At 71.4% G+C, this 24,128-nt stretch carries 4 protein-coding genes; all 4 read right to left on the reverse strand.

Going from position 1 to position 24,128, the window contains the following annotated elements; genetic code table 11:
- Window positions 1–576: 576 nt before the first annotated feature.
- From ON31_RS25545 to ON31_RS38195, 4 genes are read right to left on the reverse strand one after another with little or no spacing between them, the layout of a single operon-like run.
- The gene (locus ON31_RS25545) at window positions 577–8,097 is read right to left on the reverse strand and encodes a non-ribosomal peptide synthetase (protein ID WP_051037743.1); all 7,521 of its coding nucleotides are present in this window, start codon (window positions 8,095–8,097) and stop codon (window positions 577–579) included.
- Complete coding sequence (locus ON31_RS25550; protein WP_051037744.1) at window positions 8,094–18,362, reverse strand: non-ribosomal peptide synthetase; 10,269 nt, start codon at window positions 18,360–18,362, stop codon at window positions 8,094–8,096. The genes ON31_RS25545 and ON31_RS25550 overlap by 4 nt, the downstream gene beginning before the upstream one ends.
- Window positions 18,349–19,194, reverse strand: coding sequence for a 3-hydroxyacyl-CoA dehydrogenase family protein (locus ON31_RS25555; RefSeq protein ID WP_039817307.1), 846 nt, complete (start codon window positions 19,192–19,194; stop codon window positions 18,349–18,351). Before ON31_RS25555 ends, ON31_RS25550 begins: the two co-directional genes overlap by 14 nt.
- A complete protein-coding gene (locus tag ON31_RS38195; protein ID WP_255222256.1) occupies window positions 19,191–24,128 on the reverse strand; it encodes a condensation domain-containing protein in 4,938 nt (1,645 codons plus the stop codon). Before ON31_RS38195 ends, ON31_RS25555 begins: the two co-directional genes overlap by 4 nt.

A 24,128-nucleotide genomic window follows, 5' to 3' on the forward strand; every position in this document is an offset into this window, starting at 1 on the left:
TGGTCGACGAGGTCGCGGCGGTCGAATCGGACTGGTCATCGGAGCACCCGGTCACGACCGCGGTGGCGGCGGCCAGGGCGACGGCCACCGCGAGGGTGCGCTGCGACATCTTCATGATCATCTTCTTTCGTCGTGCGGCCCGCTTGCGCGACCGCGGAATTCGGGACGGGAGGGACTTCGGCCAGCCATGCCGGTCGGATTGGTGTCCTTTCCGCTCGGGGCCTTCGCCTGGTCACCGGCCGCGGGTCGGGGGCGGCAGCGACCGGTGACGTCCAGCAGCGGGGCGGCTGAGACCCCGAGTACTCATGGCCGTCCACGAGTACCGAGAGGACTTCGCCCAGCCCTCGCCCGCGGTTTGGTGCCCGACGAGATTTCTTCGGGCAACCACCGAAACCGACAGAATCCGCGCACCGACCACACCGCGACGACGAGCGTGCCCCAATCGGGACACGAGTGGCCGACGCACCGCTGCCCGGTGGCCGAGGAGATCGCCCAGGAGGTGCACCTTCAGATCTGGGCCGAGGCGAGTCGGTACGCCGAGCGGTCGGCCAGCCCGCTCGGATGGCTGATGATGCGCTACTCCCGAGCGTCCTCGCCGGTGCCGGTCGGCGGTTCGGCGCACAGTGCGCGCAGGGCGGTCATCATCGCGGCCACCGTGGACTCCACCGTGCCGCGATCGAAAAGTTCTGCGGCATAAACCATCTCGCCCCGGATTCCGGCGTATTCGTCGTTCGGGCCGTATTCCTCGCGCAGGTTCAGCAGCAGTTCCCAGGGGGTGTGGCGGACCGGGACGGGGTGGTGGCGGATGGTGAGGCCGGTGTCGGCGGTGTCGATTCGGGTGCCGCGCAGGTAGGTCACCATGACCTGGAACAGGGGGTGGTGGGTGCGGGAGCGTGGCGGGTTGAGCAGGGCCACGAGGTCGTCGAAGGGGAATTCCTTGTTGTCGTAGGCGGCGAGGACGCGTTCGCGGACCTGTGCCACCAGGTCGCCGGGGGTGGGGGCGGCGGACAGGTCGACGCGGACGACGGCGGTGTCGACCACGCAGCCGACCAGGTCGTGCAGGCCCGCGGTGTCCCGGGCGCTCAGGGCCACGCCGATGGGCAGGTCGGGGCCCGCGCCGCGATCGTGCAGGGCGAGGGCGAGGGCGGTGTGGATGAGCATGTAGACGCTGGCGCGGTGGGCGCGGGCGGTGTGTGCGAGCTCGCGGTGGGTGGTGGCGTCCAGGTGGATGGGCAGCGACGCCGCACTGTTGTCGCGGCGGCCTGCGCGGGGGCGGTCGGTGGGCAGTACCGGGTGCGGTGGCAGGCCGTCGAGAGCGGTGCGCCAGTAACGCGCCTGTCGTTCGAGGAGGGGACCGTCGGCGTGCGTCAGTTGCCGGAGCCACAGCGTGTAGTCGGCGAATTGGGTTGCGGGAGCGTCCCATCGGGGCGGGTGGCCGACCGACCGCGCGCGGTAGGCGGTGAGCAGGTCGTGCTGGAGCACGGCCAGGGATTCGCCGTCACCCGCGACATGGTGCAGGACGCCGAGCAGGATGTGGTGTTCGGGGCCGGTGCGGTAGAGGCGGATGCGCAGCGGTGGACGCGTGGTGAGGTCGAAGCCCACGGCGAGTTCGGCGTCCACCGCCCGGTCGACGCTGTCGCCGGTGGGCAGGTCGACGATCCGGAAGTCCGGGTGTGCGGATGCCGCCGGAAGGATGTGCTGCACGGGGCCGTCCGTGCCGTACGGCAGAACCGTGCGCAGGATTTCGTGCCGTTCGACCACATCGGTGACCGCCGCCGCCACGGCCGCCGGATCGAGCGGCCCGGATATCTCGAGGCCGGTGGCGATCAGGTAGTCGGGGCGGTTGCCGCCGAGGTAGTTCACGGTCCACAGGCGTTGCTGGGCGGGTGCGAGCGGGATCGGGTCGGTACGGCGCACGGCGGCGAGGCCGTTCGGGAGGCGTTCGGGCGCACGGTCGGCGAGCGCCTGCTCGAGTGCCGCGACGGTCGGCGACTCGAACAGGTCGCGCAGCGATACTGCGACCCCGAGCCGGGACCGCAGCGCCGCGACCACCCGGATCGCCGACAGCGAATTGCCACCGAGCGCGAAGAAGTCGTCGGTGACGCCGACCTCCGCAATACCCAACGCCGCCGCGAACTCGCGCGCGAGGAGCCGCTGGCGCGGTGTGCCAGCCGGAATCCGATCACCGTTCGCGGGTGCGGGAAGCGCGTTCACGTCGATCTTCCCCATGGGCGTCAACGGCAGCGCGTCCAGGGCCACGATGGCCGAGGGCACCAGGTAGGACGGCAGCGTCGACGCCAGCCGGGTCCGCAGCGCGGTGGTGTCGACCGTATCGGTGGCGACGATGTGCGCGATGAGCGACTGCCCGCTGGCGGCCCGGCGCGCGGTGACGATCGCGGCGTCGACGCCGGGCTCGCGCCGCAGCGCCGCCTCCACCTCACCCGGTTCGACGCGAAAACCGTTGACCTTCAACTGCCGATCGGCGCGGCCGAGGAAGTGCAGCAGGCCGTCGGTGTCCCAGCGCCCGATATCGCCGGTGCGGTACATGCGTCCACCGGCGGGGCCGAACGGGTCGGCGACGAAGCGCTCCGCGGTGTGGGCCGGGGCGCGGTGGTAGCCGTTGGCCAGTCCCGCCCCGGACAGGTAGATCTCCCCGGGAACACCGACCGGCACCGGTCGCAGCGCCGGATCCAGCACCGCGACCCGGGTATTGTCGGCCGGACGTCCGACGGGTACGGGTCGGTCCGCCGCCATATCCGCCGGAATCGCGAAGCCGAGCGCGTAGCTCGTCGCCTCGACGGGTCCGTACAGATTCGTCACCACGGGCGGGCGCGCGCCGCGCCGTATCGTCGCGGCGGCGCGCGGCGGCAGCACGTCACCGGCGGACGCGATCATCCGCAGTCCGGCGAGCGCATCCGGTATCCGCTCGGCCAGCAGGTCGAACAGCCCGGCGGGCAGCATGATCGAGGTGACCGCGCCCGCGCGCAGGATCTCGGTGTAGTCGTGTACATCGAGGACGCCGGGGCGGGCGATGACCGTCGTCCGGCCGGTGAGCAGCGGCAGCCACAGCTCCCAGACCACCATGTCCCAGTTGTGCGGCAGGTGCATGAGCATGCGCCGGTGCCCGTCGTCGCGGCCGATCCGGTCGCGGGCGCGGGCCACGATATTGCGATGGGTGACCTCGACGCCCTTGGACGCACCGGTCGAGCCGGAGGTGAACATGAGGGTGGCGACGGCATCGGCCGATACGTCTACGCCGAGGTTGCCATCGTCGAATTCCGCTGCCGCGCCGTCGAGTTCGTGTAGCACCAGCTCGGTTTCGGTGAAGGCCAGCAGCTGTCGCACCTGCGCGGGCGGATAGCGGTCGCTGATCGGCACGCACAGTGCGCCCAGTTTGGCGATGGCGAGGAAGGCTACCACCAGATCGACCGACCGCGGCAGCGCCAGACCGATCGGCACACCGGGTCCCGCGCCGCGGGTGCGCAGCCACCGGGCGACCCGGTTGGCGCGCGCATTCAGCTCGGCGTAGGTGACTTCAGTTCCGTCGTACCAGAGGGCGATGTCGTGGGCGTGCTCCCGTACCGTCGTCTCGAAACACCGACCGAGGCCCGCGTTCTCGATATCGGTGTCCGCGCCGCGTCCGGCGGCCAGCAGGGCGGCGCGGCGGGCGGGCGGCAGCAGTTCGAGCCGACCCACCGGGGACGGGTGCGGCGCGGTCAGCGCCGCCGCGGCGGTGCGGATGCGCGCCCACAGCTCGTCGATATCGGCGAGGGCATCGATGCGGTCCAGATGCGCGCCGATGCGGAAGTCCAGGTCCTCGGCTCCGGGCACCACGACCACGGTGAGCGGAAAATGCGTGCCGCCGATGACATCGACGGAGGTGACCCGCACGTCGGCGGCCGAGCCGTCGAGCAGCGGGGTGTCGAACAGCGCGGTGTCGAGCGGGAAGTTCTCGAAGACGAGTGAGGTGTCGAACAGATCGCTCACCCCGGCCGCCGCCATGATGTCGGGCAGTCCGAGATGATCGTGGTCCATCAGCGCCACCCGGTCGCGCTGTATCCGCGACGCCAGTTCGAGCGGCGTCCACGCGGGATGGCGGCGCACCCGCAGCGGCACGGTGTTCATGAGCAGCCCGACGGTGTCGTGCAGATCGCCGGTGTCGCGCCCGGAGACGGTGATGCCGAAGACGACGTCGTCGGTGCCGGTGAGATCGGCCAGCACCAGCGCCCACAGGGCCTGGATCATCGTATTGAGGGTCAGGCCGTGCGCGGCGGCCCGCTCGCGCAGCGCGGTGACGACGGGGGCGGGCAGGGTGAACCGGTGTTCGGCGGGTCGCCGCCACCGTCCCAGATCGGCGCGGGCGACCTTGCCGGGTTCGGCACCGCGCAGCGCCCGCGCCCAGGCCGCGCGGGCCCGCTCGCGGTCCAGGGTGGCGGACTGGTCGAGAAACGCGGCGAAGGCCGGGGCGGCGGGCAATCCGTGCCCGTGATAGCTCAGCAGCAGTTCGCGCAGCAGGATGCCCAGCGACCAGCCGTCGAGCAGCGCGTGGTGGTGGGTGATCAGGAGGGTGGCCGACCGGGGGCCGGTGCGCACCAGGGTGGCGCGCAGCGGTGGGGCCGCGAGCGGATCCATGCGAGCGTCCTCGGCCAGTGCCACGCGCACCGCGTCGTCCCATTCGGTGGACGGACGGTCAGCCATCGTGCGGTCGGCAGTCGCGCTGTCAGCGAGATCTACTACGCGCCACGGTGTTTCCAGATCGGTTCGGATCTCGTACCGCAGGCTGTCACCGTCGACGACGAAGCGCCCCCGCACATGTGAATGCCGGTCGAGCACCGTGCGCAGGGCCGTGGCCAGCCGCTCCGCGTCGATCGGGCCGTCCAGTGTCAGCACGGCCTGGACGAGATAGGGGTCCTCGCCCTCCCCCGCCTGGAACAGCGAGTGGAACAGCAGCCCGGCCTGCAAGGGTGTCGTCGGCAGGACGGTGCGGCCGTCCGGGAGAGCCGGATCGGGGCGGGCGGCGCTCGGCGGGAGCGGCGCGGCATCGCGGGCCAGTGCGCGAATATGCTGTCGCTCGAACACATCCCGCGGCGTGAGGGCGAATCCGGCCGCGCGGGCGCGGTCCGCCAGCCGGATGGCGAGAATACTGTCACCACCGATGGCGAAGAACCCGTCCTCGGCCCCGAAATCGTCGTGCCCGAGCACCTCCGCGAATACCGCGTGCAAGCGCGTCTCGGCGTCGGTGCGCGGCCGGGCGTCGGGCGTGCCCGTCATGGTGGCGAGTGCGCACAGTCGGCGTTCGTCGACCTTGCCGTTGGGGGTCGTCGGTATAACGTCGACGGCCACGATCGTGGCGGGCACCGCATGGGCGGGCAGCCGTTCGGCGATTCCCGTGCGCACCGCGCCGATATCGACGCCGTCCCCGGTGACGAAGGCCGCCAGCCGCCGATCTCCGGGCCGGTGCGCCACGGTCAGCACCACCGCCGCCCGCACGGCCGGGAGCGCGCACAGCGCGGCCTCGATCTCGCCGGGCTCGATCCGGAAGCCGCGGATCTTGACCTGCCGGTCGGCGCGCCCGAGGTATTCGAGCGTCCCGGACTCGGTCCACCGCGCGATATCGCCGCTGCGGTACATGATCGCGCCGGGTGCGCCGAAACGGTCGGCGACGAATCGGGCCGCGGTGACGGCCGGTCGGCGCAGGTATCCGGCGGCTACGCCGGGACCGGCCACATAGAGTTCTCCCGGCACTCCCGGCGGGCACGGGCGCAGGGCGGCATCGAGCACGTACACCGCCAGATCGGCCAGGGGCGTGCCGATGTCGCCCGCCGCGGCGGCGTCGGCCAGGGTGGCGCCGGTGGTGAACACCGTGGTCTCGGTGATGCCGTACATATTGACCAGCCGCGGCCGTCGCGGATCGTGCCGCGACCACCACTCGGCCAGCCGCCACGGCTCCACCGGCTCCCCGCCGAAGATGACGTGACGCAGGGCGAGCCGGTCGCCGTCGACCGGTCGGTCCGCCTCGGCGTCGACCAGCATGCCGAACGCGGACGGCGTCTGATTGAGCACCGTAACCCGCTGTGCCACCAGCAGATCCAGAAAATCACGCGGTGAACGCGCCATCTCGGCGTCGACCACGACGAGCTTGCCACCGTGCGCCAGCGCACCCCACATCTCCCAGACCGAGAAGTCGAATGCGGTGGAGTGGAACAGGGTCCAGACATCATCCGCGCCGAAGTCGAACCACGGTCGGGTCGCGGTGAGCAGCCGGACCACGTTCGCGTGCGTGACCACCACACCCTTCGGCGTCCCGGTGGTGCCGGAGGTGTGGATGACATAGGCCGGGTGCGCCGGTCCGGGTCGCCGCGGCTGCCGGGGCGCGACCTGGGGCGGGTCGCCGATCCGCAGTACGTGCCGCGCCGCAGTGGATTCCGGGAGCACCACCTCCGCCCCGGCGATGACGAGCGTCGGGGCCGCATCGTCGATGATGGTGCGCACCCGCCGCTCCGGATAGGCCGGATCCAGCGGCACATACCCCGCACCGGTCTTCAGCACCGCCAGGATCGCCACCACGAGATCGACCGAACGCGGCAGCGCGAGACCCACGAAATGCCCCGGGCCGACGTCGTATCCGGCGAGAACGCGGGCCAGCCGCTGTGCGCGCAGATCGAGTTCGCGATAGGTGAGCCCGGTATCGCCGTGCACCACGGCGGGAGCGGAGGCGTGCGCGACCGCCGTGCGCTCGAACAGATCGACCAGGGTGTCCGACGGTGCGACGGTGACGGCGGGTCCCGCCGGATCGGGCACGGTCCGCAGTCGGGCCAGCGGACGGTCCCGCGGCGCGGCGGCCAGGGCGGCGAGGGTTTCGGTCAGCCGCCGGTGGTGTGCGGTCAGGTCGTCGTCGGAGTAGCGCAGGGTATTCGACTCGAGCACCACCGACAGCGTCGGATCACCGTTGTCGTAGAGGCTGATGTTCAGATTGTCGGAGCGCCCGGCGGCGAGATGGCGCAGGGTGGCCGGTTCGGAGCCGAAGCGCAGATCCTTCTGCATGGGCATCACATTGACGGTGGGGCCGATGACGCCGCCGCCGAGCCCGCTCGCGCCCAGTTCCGCGAGCATCTCACCGTACTGGAAACGCTGGTGGCGCAGGGTGATCAGCGATTCCGCGCGCACAGCCGCGAGTAGATCGCCGACCGTGGCTGCGGGGTCGACCGTGATCCGCAGCGGGAGCACATTGGCGGTCATGCCGAGCGCGTGCCGGGAACGCTTGGCGGGGACGGCCAGACCGAGGGTGACCGTGCGGGCCCCCGAATCAGCGTGCAGCAGTATGGCGATGGCCGCGAAGGCCCAGACCGGCCACGGTGTTCCGGAGGATTCCGCGCGGGCGCGCAGCGCTTTCCAATCGGCCTCGCCCAGCACACCGGCACGGCGGAGGAACCGCGCGCCATCGGTGACCGGCGGCGAACCGGCGAATTGCGGTGGGTCATAGGGTTCGTCGGTCGCGAGCCGATCCGCCCAGAACTCCCGGTCGGCCGTGAACCGCGCGGAGGCGCGGAATCGCTCGTCCTCGGCGATCAGGTCGGCCACCCGGTCGAACACCGATTCCGCCACCCGATGCCCGCGCAGCAGCGCGGTGTAGGTGTCGGCCACGCGGCGAATGAAGGCGGCCGAGGACGCGCCGTCGAGGATCAGGTGGTGGGATCGGATGAACCACAGCGTGCCCGCCTCGCCGAGGTCGAGCAGGTGATGTTCGAACAGCGGCGTACGGCTCAGGTCGAAGGGCCGGTCCAGGGCCGCGTCCATATGGCGCGCCGCCGCATCGTGCGGATCGGAGGCGGCACGAAAGCTGGTGCGGTGCAACGGCCAGTCGCTCAGCTCCTCGACCACTTGCACAGCGGTGCCGTCGGCGGTGGTCTCGAAGCGCACCCGCAGGGTTTCGGCTCCGGCGACGACGATCCGCAACGCTCGCTCGAACACCGAGTCGTCGATCGCGCCGTGTATGTGCACGTAGCCGCCGACGATCAGGCGTCGGCCGGTGTCGTCGAGTTGCTGTGCGACCCAGACCTGTTGCTGTGCGCGCGTGAGCGGAAAGCGTGCGGTCACGCCAGCTCCTCGATCGTCAGGTGCGGGTCGCTGGCGATGGTGGTGAGCAGTCGCCGCATGGCGGCACCGATCTCGGCGATCTTCGCCAGATCGAAGACGTCGCACAGATAGCCTATTCGGACGCGCAGTTCACTTCCCGGTTCCACGGTGACGGTCAGCGGGTAGTGGGCGGCGTCGGTGACTTCCAGTCGCGCACCGGTCACGCCATCGACGGCGGCGGCCGCCGCGCTGAGCTGTTCGGTGTCCACCGGATAGGACTCGAAGGCGAGAACGGTATCGAACAGCGGGTCGCGGAACCCGGCGGCGGTGTGGATCTCGGTGAGGCCCAGCTGATGATGCTCGATCAGCTCCGCCTGCTCGGCCTGCACCGCCCGCAGTAGGTCCGCCACGGACGTGCCCGCCACGATGCGCACCCGTACCGGCACGGTGTTGATACACAGTCCGACAATCGATTCCACGCCGGGCACCGTGGCCGGGCGGCCCGAGACGGTAGCACCGAACACCACGTCGTCGCGTCCGAGTGCGCGCCCCAGCTGGATCGCCCAGGTCACCTGCAGCACGGTGTTGACGGTGACCCCGAGTTCCGCGGCGGTGACGCCGAGTGCGGTGGTGGTCGCCGCATCGAGGGACCACCGGTGATCCGCCGTCGTGACCGCGCTGTCGTGGCTCCGGATCCCCGGGGCGACCAACGTCGGCGCGCGCACGCCGTCCAGCGCCCGTCGCCAGGCTCGCGTCGCGACGACCGTATCTCGCCCGTGGTTCCAGGCGAGGTAGTCGCGGAAAGTGCCCAGCGGGGCAGGCAGCGACTCGTCGGTGGCGTAGAGCGCCAGCAGATCACGCAGCACCAGTGGGACGGACCAGCCGTCGAGCAGGATGTGGTGATACGTCACCACCAGAACGTGCTCCGCGTCGGCGACGCGGGCCAGCGTGAAGCGCAGCAGCGGCGGGTGGGCCGGATCGAATCGGCGCGCCCGCTCCCGCGCGGCCAGCTCCGCCAGGTCGTGCTCCGTGTGCAGGGCCACGTCCCGCCAGGGCAGTTCGACCGTCTCGGGCACCACTTGCCGGGGCGTGCCGGCGGTGTCGAAAACGAAGGCCGCGCGCAGGTTCGGGTACCGCTCGAGAACGCGCTGCCCGGCCTGCCGCAACCGGTCGCGGTCGATCGGCCCGCTCAGTCGCACGACCGTCTGCACGTTGTAGACGTCGGCGATATCGGTGTCTCCCGGCGCCGCGACGGTGGCGTGGAAGAGCAGACCGGATTGCAGCGGTGCGAGCGGCCACACCTCGGTGAGGCGCCCGTAGTCCCGCTCCCAGCCGAGGATGTCGACATGGCGCACCCGCACCAGCGGGAAATCCGACGGGGTGTGCCCGCCGGCGTCCGCGGCGCGCGTGTGCGTCGCGATCGCGTCGAGCGCGGTCACCCACAGTCGGGCCAGTTCCGACACCTCCGTTTCGTCGAGAAGTGTGCTGGGGTAGGCGAATCCCGCGTGCAGAGTCGGGCCCGCCACGATCGCGTTCACTTCGAGCGCGGCCGCCGCGGGCAGATCCGGGTCGGGACGGGCGTCCGGTGTCGCGCACACCCCACCGTCCCGGTCCTCGACGCGGCCGAGGTAGTTGAAGGCGACCTGCCCGGGCATCGCGTCCGGAAGCTGTTCGGCCGTATCGGGATTGAGGTAGCGGAGCAGACCGTAGCCGATCCCGTGCTCGGGAACGGCGCGCAATTGCTCCTTGATCGCCTTGAGCGCCGTCCCGGTCGCGGCGGTCCCGGCCAGCGCCGCGTCGATGTCGAGGTCGCCGAGGTCGAGACGCACCGGGTAGAGGGAGGTGAACCAGCCGACCGTGCGGGACAGGTCCGCACCCGGCGCGAGCTGCTCCGCGCGTCCATGACCTTCCAGCCGCAGCAGCGACACCGGGGCGGCCGTGCCCCGCCCGGCTCGCCATGCCGCGAGGGCGACGGCCAGCGCGGCGATCAGGATTTCGTCGACCCCGGCGTGGAAGCGCGCGGTAGCGGTGCGCACCAGCGCCGCGGTGACCGTGTCGTCCACGGTGATGTCCACGGTCGCGAGGCGATCGGCGGTGTCGATGACGGGGTCGAGCGGCCGCACGGTCAGCGGCGGTTCGACCGTCGCGCAGACCCGCCGCCAGTGGGCGAGTTCGGCGATCCGGTCGGGTGCGTGCGCGGCGTCGAGCAGCGCGTGTGCCCAGCGGCGCATGGACGTGCCGACCGGCTCCAGCCGCGGCACGGCCCCCTGGGCGGCGGCCGCCAGCGCGGTGAACAGGTCGGGCAGCAGGATCCGCCAGGAGACGCCGTCCACGGCGAGGTGGTGCGCGCAGATGATCAACCGGTCCGGTCCGCTCCCCTGTTCCGGGACGAGGTGGACGAACTGCACCATCACCCCGGCCGCGGGGTCGAGCCGGTCCAGCGCGGCGTCGACGGCCGTGGCGGTGAGCGTGCGCACGGCCTCCGAGTCGGCGGCGTCCACGGTGAGGTGCCGCACCGACTCCGCGGCCGCGAGCGCGCCCACCGGTTCGGTCCGGAAGCGCCATTCACCGGACTCGTCGCGGAACAGCCTGGCGCGCAACATATCGTGGCGGTCGATGAGCGCCGTGGCGGCGGCGACCACATCGTCGTGACCGGTGTGCGCGGGCAGTTCGACGGTCAGTGTCTGGTTGACCCGGCGGAAGCCGCCGCCGCGTTCGGTCAGCCACCGCACGACGGGCGTGAGCGGGATGTCACCGACACCGCCGCCCGGAAGTTCCGGCAACGCGTTCGGCACGTCGGCGTCGCTGCCCAGCAGCCTTGCGACAGAAGCGATCCCGGCGACCGTGCGGTTCTCGAAGATCTCGCGCGGGGTGACGTGCAGGCCGCGAGCGCGCGCCCGGGCGGCGAGTTGGATGGAGATGATGCTGTCACCCCCGAGCGCGAAGAACGAGTCGTCCACGCCCGGCCGGTCGACGCCGAGCACTTCGGCGAAGAGGTCTGCCACCAGATGTTCGACCGGGGTGCGCGGAGTGCGGTCCGAGCGCGGGGCCGGGACCGGATCAGGAAGCGCCGACAGATCCAGTTTGCCGTTGCCGGTCAGTGGGATCGCGTCGACCGGCACGATGGCAGCCGGTCGCAAGTACACCGGAAGGCGCTCCGCGAGGTGGGCTTCCAGTACGTCCACGATGGGCGTGGCTGTCGGAACGGCCACCACGTAGGCGATCAACCCAGCGGCCCCGGAAGGAGCGGTGCGGACCACGGCGACCGCCCGCGACACCGACTCGTGTTCCAGCAGTACGGCTTCGACCTCACCCGGCTCGATGCGATAGCCGCGAATCTTCACCTGGTGATCGGCGCGGCCGAGGTATTCGAGCTGTCCGTCGGCATTCCAGCGCGCCAGATCGCCGGTGCGATACAGGCGAGCGCCGGGCGCACCGATCGGATCGGCCACGTAACGTTCGGCGGTGGTCGCCGGGCGAGCATGGTAGCCACGGGCGAGTTGGACGCCGGACAGATAGAGCTCACCCCGGACACCCACCGGAGTCGGTCGCAGCCGGGAATCCAGCACGCGCACGGTCATTCCCGGCAGGCCACGGCCGATCACACTGGCCCGCGTCGACTCGGCGTGTGCCCGCCCCACCACGAAGTGGGTGGCGTGCACGGTCGCCTCGGTGATGCCGTACAGATTCGAAATCCGGGTTTCCCCGCCCGGATCGGTGTCGTACCACGCCCGCAGCCGTCGCGGGTCCACCGCTTCGCCACCGAGCACGATCTGCCGCAGCGCCGGTGCGGCGGTGCGACCGAAACCGGAGTCCAGCAGTGCCGAGAAGGCCGACGGGGTCTGGCTCAGCACAGTGACGCGCTCACGGGCAAGCAGTTCGGCGAACTCGCCGGGCGACCGTGTCAGTCCGTCCTCCACGATGACGAGCGTGCCGCCGCCGGACAGCGCGCCCCACAGCTCCCACACCGAGAAGTCGAAGGTGTGCGAGTGGAACATGGTCCACACATCGGTGTGATCGGCGTCGACCAGGGTTCGGGCGGCGGTGATCATGCCGACCACATTGCGATGGGTGACGCACACCCCCTTCGGGCGGCCGGTGGAGCCCGAGGTGTAGAGCACGTAGGCGGTATCGTCCGGCCGTGGCGGCAGCGGAACACGATCGGCCGCCGCCGGCGTCTCTCCGTTTCGTGCCGACCCACCTACCCGGTCGCGCCCGGCAGCTGCCGAGCCGTCGTGGGCTCCCGTGCCGGCGGAATCCTGCGCGGCGGCTATTTCTCCGGCCCCGTCGAGAACCACCTGCGGCAGCCCGTGCGCGGGTAGCGCGGCGTGATCGGTTACGGAGGTGACGACGCAGGCCGGATCGGTTTCGGCGAGTACGAATTCCAGGCGTCGCGTCGGATCGCCCGGATCCAGCGGTACGTACCCCGCCCCGGATTCGAGCACGCCGAGCAGCGCCACGATCAGTTCGACGGAGCGTGAGACACCGACGGCCACCAGCGATCCGGCTCCGACGCCGCGGACGGCGAGGGCCTGCGACAGCGCCGCGACGGCCGCACCGAGGGCGCGGTAGGTCAGGGTGCGGTCCCCGCAGCGCACCGCGACGGCGTCGCCGCGCGCGGCAACCTGGGTGCGAAAGAGGTCGACCAGGGTCGCTTCCGGCAGCCGCACGGCCGGACGCTGCCAGTCCCGCAGCACGCGAAGCCGCTCCGCGTCGTCGAGCGCCTCGATGTCGGACACCGCGGTCGCCGGATTCGCGGCGAGCGCCTCCAGTACCCGGGCGAACCGCTCACCCAGACGCACCACGGTGGCCTCGTCGATCAGATCCGGCCGCCAGCCGGTGAGCAGGTGCAGCCGGTCGGTCTGCCGAACGGTCAGCGTGAGCGGGTAGTGCGTTGCCTCCCGGGAGCGCACACCGGTGATGGCGAGGTCGGCGTAGGCGAGGGCGTCCGCGCGCAGCTGTGCCGCGTCGACCGGATAGGACTCGACGACCACGAGGGTGTCGAACAGTCCGGTCTCGCCGAAGCCGGTCTGCGCACCGATCTCGGGCAGGCCCAGGTGATGGTGCGCCGTGAGCCCGAACTGTTCCCGCTGCACGCGGCGCAGCAGTGCGCCCACGGACTCCCCCGGCAGCAGACGAATCCGCACCGGGATCGTATTGATGAACAGCCCCACCATGTTCTCGACGCCCGCGAGTTCGGCTGGACGACCCGAGACCGTGGTACCGAAAACGATGTCGGTGCGATCGACGGTGCGCGACAACAGAATCGCCCACGCTGCCTGGACGACGGTGTTGACGGTCACCTCGAGCTCGGATGCCAGGCGGTGCACCGCACGGGTCCGGCCCCCGTCGAGGTCGAACGCCCGCTCCCGGGGCAGGGCCGCGGGGGCTGGCGCGGTGGCGTCGCCCGTGAGCAGTGTCGGCTCCGCGAGCTCCGCCAGCGCCCGCGCCCATGCCTGTCGGGAGGCCGAGTCGTCCTGTCGGGAACGCCATTCCACATAATGGCGGTACGGGCGCGGCGATTCGATCTCGAAACCGGCGCAACCGGCCATGATCTCGCGCAGCAGCAGCGGAATCGACCAGCCGTCGAGCAGCAGATGATGGCAGGTCACCGCGAATTCGGTGCGGCCGTCCGCGAGGCGGAGCAGCAGGAAGCGCAGCAGCGGCGGCGCGGTGAGATCGAACGGTGTGGTGCGGTCGGCGTCGAGCAGGCGGTCGTAGTCGTCGGCCGCCACCGTCAGGTCCACCTCATGCCACGGCAGGACCGCATCGCCGGTGACGATCTGGACCGGCGCGCCGTCGCTGGCGACCTCGAACGCGGTGCGCAGGTTGGCGTGTCGATCCAGCACGGCCGCGGCCGCGGAACGCAGCCGCGACGCGTCCACCGCGCCCTCCAGGCTGAGCACCAGTTGCACCGTGTACACATCCACCGTGCCCGGATCGAACAGGGCGTGGAACATCATGCCCGCCTGCAACGGCGTGACCGGCCATACCTCCCGCAGTGTCGGGTACCGCGCCTCCCAGGTATCGATATCGCCCTGGGAGAGGGCTGTCAGCGGGAAATCGGACGGGGTGTATCCGCCGCGGGTCCGCGGGTCCCGCGCATGCCGGGCCACGGCGGCGAGCGCCGCGCGCCAGAGCTCGACCAGTTCCGCACCGTCGGCGTCACCGAAAATGCCGCGCGCGTAACCGAAGCTGGTCACCAGGCGGTTGCCGAGAACGATGGAGTCCACCTCGACCGCTCCCAGCGCGCCGCGGCGGGAGTCGGGACGGATGATCAGCCTGCCGAATTCGGTGGACGGCAGGAAGCCGATTCCGGCCAGTTCGGCGGGAATGTCGAGCCCGGTGATGTGCCCGAAGTAGTTGAACGAGATCTGGCCGGGCTCGCCCGACGGCAGCGCGGCGGCGGTGTCCGGGTTGAGGTGGCGGAGCAGACCGAAGCCGAAACCGTTGTGCGGCAACGCCCGCAGCTGTTCCTTGACGGCCTTGAGGGCGTGTCCCATGGCGGGTCCACCCGCGAAGGCGTCGTCGAGATCCACGCCGCTCAGGTCCAGTCGGGCCGGGACGATGGAGGTGAACCAGCCGACGGTGCGGGACAGTTCCGTCCCGGGTACCGCGTCCTGTTCGCGGCCGTGACCCTCCAGCCGCAGCAGTACCGTGCGTTCGTCCTCGTCGTGCCGGGCGCGCCAGCGTGTCACCGCCAGCGCGAGCGCCGTCAGCAGGGCGTCGGCGACCCGAGCCCGGTAGCGGTCGGGGATGGCGGTGAGCAGGGCCTCGGTATCGGCCTCGTCGAGTTCGACACTGGTGTGCGCCACCTCGGTGGCCATATCGAGGTGTGGGTCGAAGGGCCGGTCGCCGAACGATGGATCCGGGCCGGTCACGATCTCGCGCCAGCGCGGCAGTTCGGCGGTCACCGATTCGCTGTGCGCGGCGTCGACCAGCGCGTGCGCCCAGCGACGCATGGACGTACCCACCGCGGGCAGCCGAGGCGTGGTGCCCGCGGCGACGGCCGCCCAGGCGGCGATGAAATCGGGCAGCAGGATGCGCCAGGAGACGCCGTCGACGGCGATATGGTGCGCGGCGATGATGAGCAGGCCGGGGGCGGTCGCCGAATCCGGTGTCAGCCAGACGAATCGCAGCACCTCGCCGGTGGACGGGTCGATGCGGTCGACGGCCCGGTTCACCTCGGCCGTGGCCAGGGCCAGCAGGTCGTCGTGTCCGAGATCGGCGGCGTGCTCCACCCGGTGGATGCGGGAGTCCACGTCGACGCTCCCGGGTGGGGTCACCAGCACGCGCCAGTCGCCGGAGTCGTCGCGGTAGAGGCGCGAGCGCAGCATGTCGTGGTGGTCGACCACCGCCGTGACGGTGGACACCAGTGCGGCGCGGTCGATTCCGGCGGGCAGTTCGAGGGTCATGGACTGGCAGAAGCGGTCGAAGGTGCCGCCGCGCTCGACCAGGAACCGGATGACCGGCGTGAGCGGCAGTTCGCCGACACCACCGCCCGGCAGCTCGGCGAGCGGTGGAACCTCCTCCACACCGGCGGTTTCGGCGATGGCCGCCAGCCGGGCGACGGTGCGGTGTTCGTACACCTGCTGCGCGGTGACGGCGACGCCGCGCGCCCGTGCCCGGGAGACCAGCAGAATGGACATGATGCTGTCGCCGCCGAGCGCGAAGAAGGATTCGTCGACGCCGATGCCGTCGCGCCCGAGCACCTCGGCATAGGCTGCGGCCAGGGCGGTTTCGGTCTCGGTACGCGGAGCACGGAAGGCCACCGGCTCGACGTCGGGGACGGGCAGCGCCGTGCGGTCCACCTTGCCGGAACGGTTCACCGGGAACTCGGCGAGCCCGATGATCGACGCGGGCACCAGGTGCCGGGGCAGCAGTTCGCGCAATCGCCGGCCCAGGGCGGCGGTGTCGATGCGGTGACCGGCGGCCGGGGTGACATAGGCGACCAGTCGGCCACCGGAATCGCCGCCGTGCGCGACCGCGACCGCCTGTGCCACGGATTCCTGTGCGGTGAGCGCTGCTTCGAGTTCACCGAGTTCGATGCGGACACCGCGCAACTTCACCTGGAAGTCGGCGCGGCCGAGGTATTCCAGCTCGCCGCGTCCGGTCGAGCGCACGATATCGCCGGTGCGGTACAGGCGCTGGCCGGGACCGCCGAAGGGGTCGGCGACGAAACGGGCCGCGGTGAGCGCGGCGCGGCGTACATAGCCGCGGGCGAGGGTCGCGCCGCCGAGGTACAGCTCGCCCGGTAGGCCGGTCGGCACGGGGCGCAGGCAGGCGTCGAGCACGTGGGCGCGGACGCCCCACGCGGGTGCGCCGATCGGCACCGCGGCGGTGTCGTGCTCGCCGACGGCATGCCGAGTGACGGCGATGGTCGCCTCGGTCGGGCCGTAGAGATTGTCGACGTGCGCGCCCGGTGCGACGGTGGGCAGGGTGGCGGCGAGGGCGGGGGTGAGCGCCTCACCGGCGAGCAGCACCCGGTGCACGCTCGGTGCCAGCGGTGCGGGCACGGCGCGCCGGTGCGCGGTGAGCGTGGACGGTGTGAACTGCACCGTGGTGACGTCGTATTCGCTGATGGTGCGGGCCAATTCGGCCGGGTCGCCGTACCCGCCGGACCCGTCGATCACCAGTCGCGCCCCGGTGGTGAACGGCCACAGCACTTCCCAGGCCGAAACGTCGAAGGTCAACGCGGTCTTGCGCACCACCGCGTCGGTATCGTCCAGCGGGTGCAGCCGCCGCATCCAGGCGAGGTGGATACGGACGGCGTCATGGGTGACGCCCACGCCCTTGGGTTCGCCGGTGGAGCCGGAGGTGAACAGCACGTAGGCGAGGTGGTCCGGACGCAGCGGGGCGACGCGGTCGGCATCGGTAATGGTGGTGTCCGATTCGCCCGCGAGGTCGAGTTCGTCGATGTGGATGACGCGGACACCGGCCGGGGCCTCGAATCCGGCCGCCCGCGTGGTGAGTACGCAGGTCGGGCGCGCGATGTCGAGGGTGCGGGCGTGCCGGGCACGCGGGTGTTCCGGATCGAGCGGCAGATACGCGGCACCCGTCGCCACCACCGCGTGGACCGCGAGGATCTGTTCCAGCGAGGGGCCGATCGCGAGGCCCACCAGCTGTTCCGGCCCGGCTCCCAGGGCGATCAGCCTGCGCGCCAGCCGATTCGAGTCGCGGTGCAGCTGCGCGTAGGTCACCCGGGTGTCGGACCCGACGAGCGCGATCGCCTCCGGTGAGCGGGTCGCCTGCGCGGCGAAGAAATCGGCGAGAGTGGCGGGGGTAGCGCTCTCGGTCGGGGGTTCGTCGCCGATGAGGTGGTCGATCTCGTCCGGCGTGGCGATATCCACCCGCGCGATGGGCGTGTGCGGCGCGTGGGCCAGCCGCCCCAGCAGTCGGCCGAAGCGGTCTCGGTGGGAGCGCGGTGCGCCGGGAACGGCGATCCGCCAACCGCCTTCCGCCCGATCGTCCACGCATACGATGAAGGCGTCCCCGCTCCCGGACCACGCCGAAATCCGTACCGCCTCGATCCCGTCGGCAGCCGAGCCGCCCAGCATGCGCACGGCCAGCGGCCACCGCCCGTGCACCGGCGCGTCCGGCCACGGCTCGTCGATATCCGGGAGATAGCGGTGCCTGCGCGCCTTGCGCAGCTCCCGCCCCACCAGTCGGGCAATGGCATCGAACCCCGCCCCCGGCGGCACCGGAATACGCAGCGGCACAGCGGTATCCCCGTTATCCAGTGCGACGACGACGGAATCCGCCATGGCGAGCCGAGCCCCGTACACCGCCAGCGCGGCCAGCACCACCGCCGGTGTGCCGCCCCCACACGCACGCGCCAGCCTGGTGAGCTCCCGCGACCCATCCACGGCCACCCACAGCGGCGCGGCCGAATCGCCGAGCGTTGCCCCACCGAGCACCGTAGTCGCGGAACCACTGTCCGCCGCGGCGGGCGGGTTCGGCGCAGCGACGCGGCCGGACTCCTCTCTCGTGGGCTGACGCACGGTGACATCGCCTGTCGTGTGGGATGTTCCCGGTGGCGATGGCCGCGTGGTCGCCCGGGGCTCGGTGCGGTGGTTCGCGAGCATCGCATCGTCCGCCGTCGCGGGCGGTGGCGCGGGGAGAGGTTCGGGGCGGGCGGCGGTGGCGAGGGCGTGTTCCCAGTACTCGCGGTCGGCGGCCCAAGCGCCGGATTCGCGGTATCGGCGTTCGTCTTCCCAGCGGTCGGCGGACCCGCCGAACGGCGGGGTGGGCTCGGCGGTCGCACCGCTCAGGTCAGCGATAGTCATGGAATCCTTGTCCGGTCTTGCGGCCGAAATGTCCGGCGGTGACGAGCGCCGCGAGCGTGGGCGGCACCCGGTAGTGCTGCTCACCCGTCTCGCGCCGCAGCACCTCGATGGTGTCGGCGACGTTGTCCAGGCCGATCAGATCCGCGGTGCGCAGCGGACCCATGCGATGGCCCAGGCACTGTTCGAAGAGGTCGTCGACGGTGGCGGCGGTCTCGCCCGCGTCGAGCAGGGCGGCGGCCTCCGCGATGCTCAGCATGAGCAGCCGGTTCAGGACGAAGCCGGGGCGGTCGCCGACCACGATCGGCTGCTTGCCGAGTGCGGTGAGCAGATCGGTGGCGCGGGCCATGGTGTCGGGCGAGGTGGCCGCACCGCGCACCACCTCCACGGCGTCGGTCAGTGGGGCCGGATTCATGAAGTGCAGGCCGACCACCCGGTCCGGGCGGGCGGTCGCGGCGGCCAGCCGGGCAATGGGAATGGCGGAGGTGATGGAGGCGAGCACGGTGTCGGCTGGACACACGCGGTCGAGGTCGGCGAACAGCTTCTCCTTCAACTCGATCCGCTCGACGGCGCATTCGATGACGAAGTCGACCGCGTCGAATTCGTCGATGGTGTCGGACCAGCGCACCCGGCGGGCGGTGTCGAGCGCGGTGCGGCGATCACCGCGGCCCAGCAGCAGGGCCAGGCGCACCGCCTCGTCGAGTCCGCGGCGCGCCCGCTCCACGGCGGTCGGATCGGGTTCGACCACGATCACCTCGCGCCCGGCCTGCGCAAGGCATTGCGCGATGCCCGCGCCCATGGTGCCCGCGCCGAGCACACCCACGACTCCGGTCATCGGATCACCTCCGCTTCGGCGATGCGACGCACCGCGATATCGGGCACCGGATCCTCCGGCGTCTCCCGCAGGCCCCGCAGCAGGCGGACCAGATCGGCGAGCAGCTGCCGTGCGGTCGATTCGTCGAAGAGTTCGGTGGCGTACGACAGTTCCAGCACGGAGAGGTCATCGGTTGCCCGAGCGAGCGCCAATTCCGTTGTTTCGGTGGGGGTATCGCCGAAGCGCAGGGCTGCGGCACCGGCGGGCCCCGCCGGTGCCTCCAAGGTTGCGGCGGCCCGCGCGCACAGGTCGGATCCGGTGGGCTCGTCGGCGAGGTCCATGCGGGCCACGCCGTTCGGCAGCGCCACGGCCACCTCGTCCGAACCGGAGTACCAGCTCAGCAGCGTCACCCAGGCGGCGAGCAGGTCCGCGTCCGCGGGCGCGGACTCCAGCCGCTCGCGCACCGCGCCGGGCGTGTACCGGGTATGCGTTCCGCGCGGGTGGTCCGTCGGAATATCCAGTGCCGCCACCTCTTCCGCTCCGGCCAGCGGAGCGGGCGCGGGGGCGATCAGCTCCTCGATCGACCGTTCCGGGGCGGAATCCACCACCTCGGTGAGGATGTCGAGGTAGGCGGCCGCGAATCCCGCGGCGGTGCGCTGCGTGAACAGTTCGGTGCTGTACTCGAAGCAGGCCAGCATGTCGTGGTCGTCGCTGCGGTCGTAGGTGATCAGGCTGAGATCGAATTTCGCGGTGCCGGGCGGCAATCCGCCGAAGGCGTTGTGAATCGAGTGTTCCAGGTCGAAGAACTCCGTCTCCTCCCCGCTGAGCGGATTGGCCGCGCCGGTACTGGTGAGGTCCTGGTGGACGTAGAGCACATCGAAGATCGGGGTGCGGGACAGGTCGCGCTGATCGTCGAGCGCGTGCACGACGCGCTCGAAGGGGATCTCCTGATTCTCCAACGCTCCCAAGACGATTGCGCGCACCCGCTCCAGTACGTCGGCCAGCGTGGCGGGACCCGAGAGGTTGGCGCGCAGGGCCACGGTGCTGTTGAAGAAGCCGATGAGCCCCTCCAGCTCGCGACGGGTCCGACCGGTCGTGGGCGTACCGACGACGAGATCGCGCTGCCCGCTGCGCCGGGCGAGCAGCAGATAGAAGGCGGCCAGCAGCACCACGAACAGTGAGACCGATTCCCGTTTGGCAACGGTGCGGGCCGCGGCGAGCAGCGCCGCAGGAACCGTGAACGGCTCCAGTTCACCGGTGAACGTCTTGCGGGCCGGACGCGGGAAGTCGGTGGGCAGCCGCAGTTTCGGCGCATCACGCAGCACGTGCACCCAGTAGTCCAGCTCGTGGTCGAGGGCACCGGAATCGAGCAGCTCGCGATGCCAGCGCGCGTAATCGCGGTAGCGGATCGGCAGCGGCTCCAGTTCGGCGGTGCGCCCCTCCTGTCGCGCGGCGTAGAGCACCGGGATCTCGCGGGCGAGAATCCCCGGGGTCTGACCGTCGGTGACGCAGTGGTGGCAGACCACCTGCAGCACATGGGTATCGGCGCTCAGTGTCACCACCAGCACCCGCACCATCGGGTCGCGGGCCAAGTCGAACGGCCGGATGGCGGCCTCCTGGATGAGCGCGCGTGCCCGGGCGACCGGATCGGGGTCGCCGGAGACGTCCACGACGCGGAAGAAGTCCACCAGCGCGGGGCGCACCCGCACCGCCGGGAGGCCGTTCTCCTCGACCAGGTTGTAGCGCAGCGGTTCGTGGCGCTCGGCGAAATCCTCGAAGGTGCCCTTGACGGCGTCGATATCGATCGGCCCGCGCAGCAGGTTGACCACCGGGTAGTTGTAGAGGGTGGTGTCGGGCACGAGCTGGTGGTGGAACCACATGCGCTCCTGTCCGGGCGACATGACCAGCTCATCGGTGCGGATGATGGGCGGCACCCCGCGCGCCGCCGGGCTCGCCGCGGGCTCCGCCGTGCGCGCACCGGTACGCAGCAGGTCGGCGAAATCGGCGACCGTGGGTCGCTCGTACACATCGAGCAGCTTGGGCCGGAACCCGAACGCCTCCTCCACCCGCTCGACCAGCTGCACGGCGATGATCGAATTGCCGCCGACGTCGAAATAGTCGTCGTGCGGCCCGATCTCGGCCTCCGCATGCAGCAGCTCACGCAGCACGCCACTCAGCCACGCGGTCGCATCCTCGGGGACGGTCGTGCGCCGGGTGCGGACGGCAGCCTCGTCGGACGCGCTCGCATCGGCAGGGGCGGCGGTCACCGCGCCCACCGTCGCAGCGACACCGGCAGCGGGCGCGCGGGACGCAGCGGCATCGGACGCGGCCGGACGGGTGGTGGCGGCGGTCGCAGTCGCGGCTGGATCGCTGACGGAAGCGGACTCGGTCGCGCGGGTCGTGGCGGCATCGGACGCGGCGGGAGTGGTGGCTGCACCGGTCGAGGTGGGGGCAGCGGTGGTGGGAAGGTCGACCCAGCACCGCGTTCCGTGCATCGGATGTCCGGGCAGTCGCACCCGGCGACCCCCATCCGCCTGCGTCCCCCAATCGAGGTCCACTCCCCGCTCGTAGAGACGGGCCAGGATGCCGAGCGGTCCACCGGAATCCGGTGCGCCGAACAGCACTTCCGCATCGGAGCGGTCCGCGAGATCCTCGGCCAGGAAGCGGCCGAGCACCCCGTCCCCACTGGGGTCGACGAAAACGACCGCGCCATCCCGCAACAGGGTTTCCGCGGCGGTACGCAACCGCGCCCGGTCCACCGTGGGTGCCGCCGCTGCGGCGGCCAACTCCCCCGCATCCACCCTCTCGCGCGAACCCAGCAGATAGCGAGCGAGGAACTTCGACGCTCCTCCGCTGAGCACCGCTCCGAATCGAATCCCCCAGTCGCGCAGCAGGTCATGAGCCGCGAGCTGCCCGGCGAGCACATCCGCGACCACACCGACGGCAGGCAACTGCACAGGCAGCGAATCGGCCCCGACGCGCGGATCAACCGGCGTCGCACCCGGCGAGAGCAGCAGCGCCACTCGCGGCGCGGCCGGCCGCGCAGCAGCCTGATCGACAGCGCTACCACGCAATTCGAGCGCGTCGGCCAATTCGGCATTGCCGCTTGCGGTTATCGCGACACGGTATCCGAAGTGCGCCCGGCCCTGACCGAGGGTGAAGGCGACATCCGCGAACTCGACCGCACCGCCCCGCACATACCGCGCGAGCGTGCCACACAGTTCCGCCAACGCGGCGGGAGTCCGAGCCGACACCCCGACGAGCCGCCGAACCGGCGCACCGTCCACCCGCCCGACATCCTCGGTGCGGATCCGCCCAACCTTCCCGGGCTGCCCGACATCCGACCGCTGTGGAGAGCCCGCGGGCGCACGGTTGCCGGAGGCTGCCGGTGGCAGCGCACCCCGCTCCGCCGTGCCACCGCTGTTCGGCTGGAGCACATCGTCATTCGCGGCCAGTCCCCCCGCCGCGCGCACGTGCGGCACGGTGCCGTCCGTCCTCGAACCCGGATCGGTCGCCGGTGGCGCAGTGGTCGGCGACGGCATTGCCGCGGCAGACCCGGCGGTCGTTCGGGCCGCGATATCGGGGCGCGGCTCGGCGTCGTGCGGCAGCGGGGCCACGCGCCCGACCCGTTGTCCTCGATCGCCCGTCAGGGCCACCTGCGCCACGGTGGCGGGCGCAGATGGGCGTGCGTCCGGCGCTTGCTGGATGACGCAGTGGGCGTTCGCGCCGCCGAGGCTGTAGGAGCTCACACCCGCCAGGCGGGGGGTGTCGCCCGGCCAGGGGCGCGGGGTGGTGATCACTTCGATTCCGGCGGCGGCCAGGTCTAGGTCGCCGGTGGGGCGGTGGAAGTGCAAGGAGGGGAAAAGTTGACCGCAGGAGACGGAGAGGACCGCTTTGACCAGGCCCGCTACTCCGGCGGCGTGGTCGAGGTGGCCGATATTGGTTTTGACCGAGCCGATCGGCAGCGGCGTACTGCGGTCGGCGAAGGCGGTGCGCAGGCCCTCGAGTTCGACGGCGTCACCCAGGCGGGTGGCGGAACCGTGTGCCTCGAGGTACCCGGCGGTGCGGGGGTCGACTCCCGCCTTGCGCCAGGCGCGGTCGATAACCCTGGCCTGGGTGGCGGCGCTCGGGGTGCTGATGGTGGCGCTGGATTGTCCGTTGTGCAGGACGGCGCTGCCGCGGATGACGGCGTACACCGGTGCGCGGTCGGCGCGGGCGCGCGTGAGGGTGGTCAGCAGCAGGGCCGCGCCACCCTCACCGGGGACGGTGCCGTCGGCGTCGGCGTCGAAGGCCCGCACCTGGTTGCCGGGTGAGGCGATCTCGGTCATGGTCCGCGCGGTCCAGGCCGGGGAGCCGCCCGCGCGTACGCTCACGCCCCCGGCGAGCGCGTAATCCGCGTCGCCGCCACGCAATTCCCGGCAGGCGTGGTGCACGGCGATGAGGGAGGCGTTGCAACCGCTGTCGACGGCGTAACACGGACCGTCGAAACCCAGCAGATGCGCGATTCGGGCCGGGGTGGCGAAGGGCAGATTACCCAGCATGGCGAGCGGTCCCGGATCGACGGCCATGGCGTGATAGCCGGGCATGGGTGCGCTGAACACCACCGCCGTGCTCGCCGACCGCAGGGTGTCGGGGGCGTATCCGGCGTCCTCGACGGCGCGGTAGGCGAGTTCCAAGGCGATCCGCTGTTGCGGATCCATCAGCGCCGCTTCGCGTTTGGACAGTCCGAAGAAGGCGTAGTCGAAGGTGTGGATATCGGAGAGGTGGCCCATGGGCAGGTACCGGACGCGGCGGTCCAGGCCGGTCGCCTCGGCGCGGGATTCCGGCATGGGGCCGATGGAATCGCGTCCGGCGGCGAGATTGGCGCGGAACTCGTCCAGGTTCGCCGCGTCCGGGAAGCGCGCGCCGATCCCGATGATGGCGATGTCGTCGTCACGTAATGCTGGCGTGGTCAC

The sequence above is a fragment of the Nocardia otitidiscaviarum NBRC 14405 genome (genome assembly GCF_000308635.1).
In the GTDB taxonomy this organism is placed as follows: domain Bacteria; phylum Actinomycetota; class Actinomycetes; order Mycobacteriales; family Mycobacteriaceae; genus Nocardia; species Nocardia otitidiscaviarum.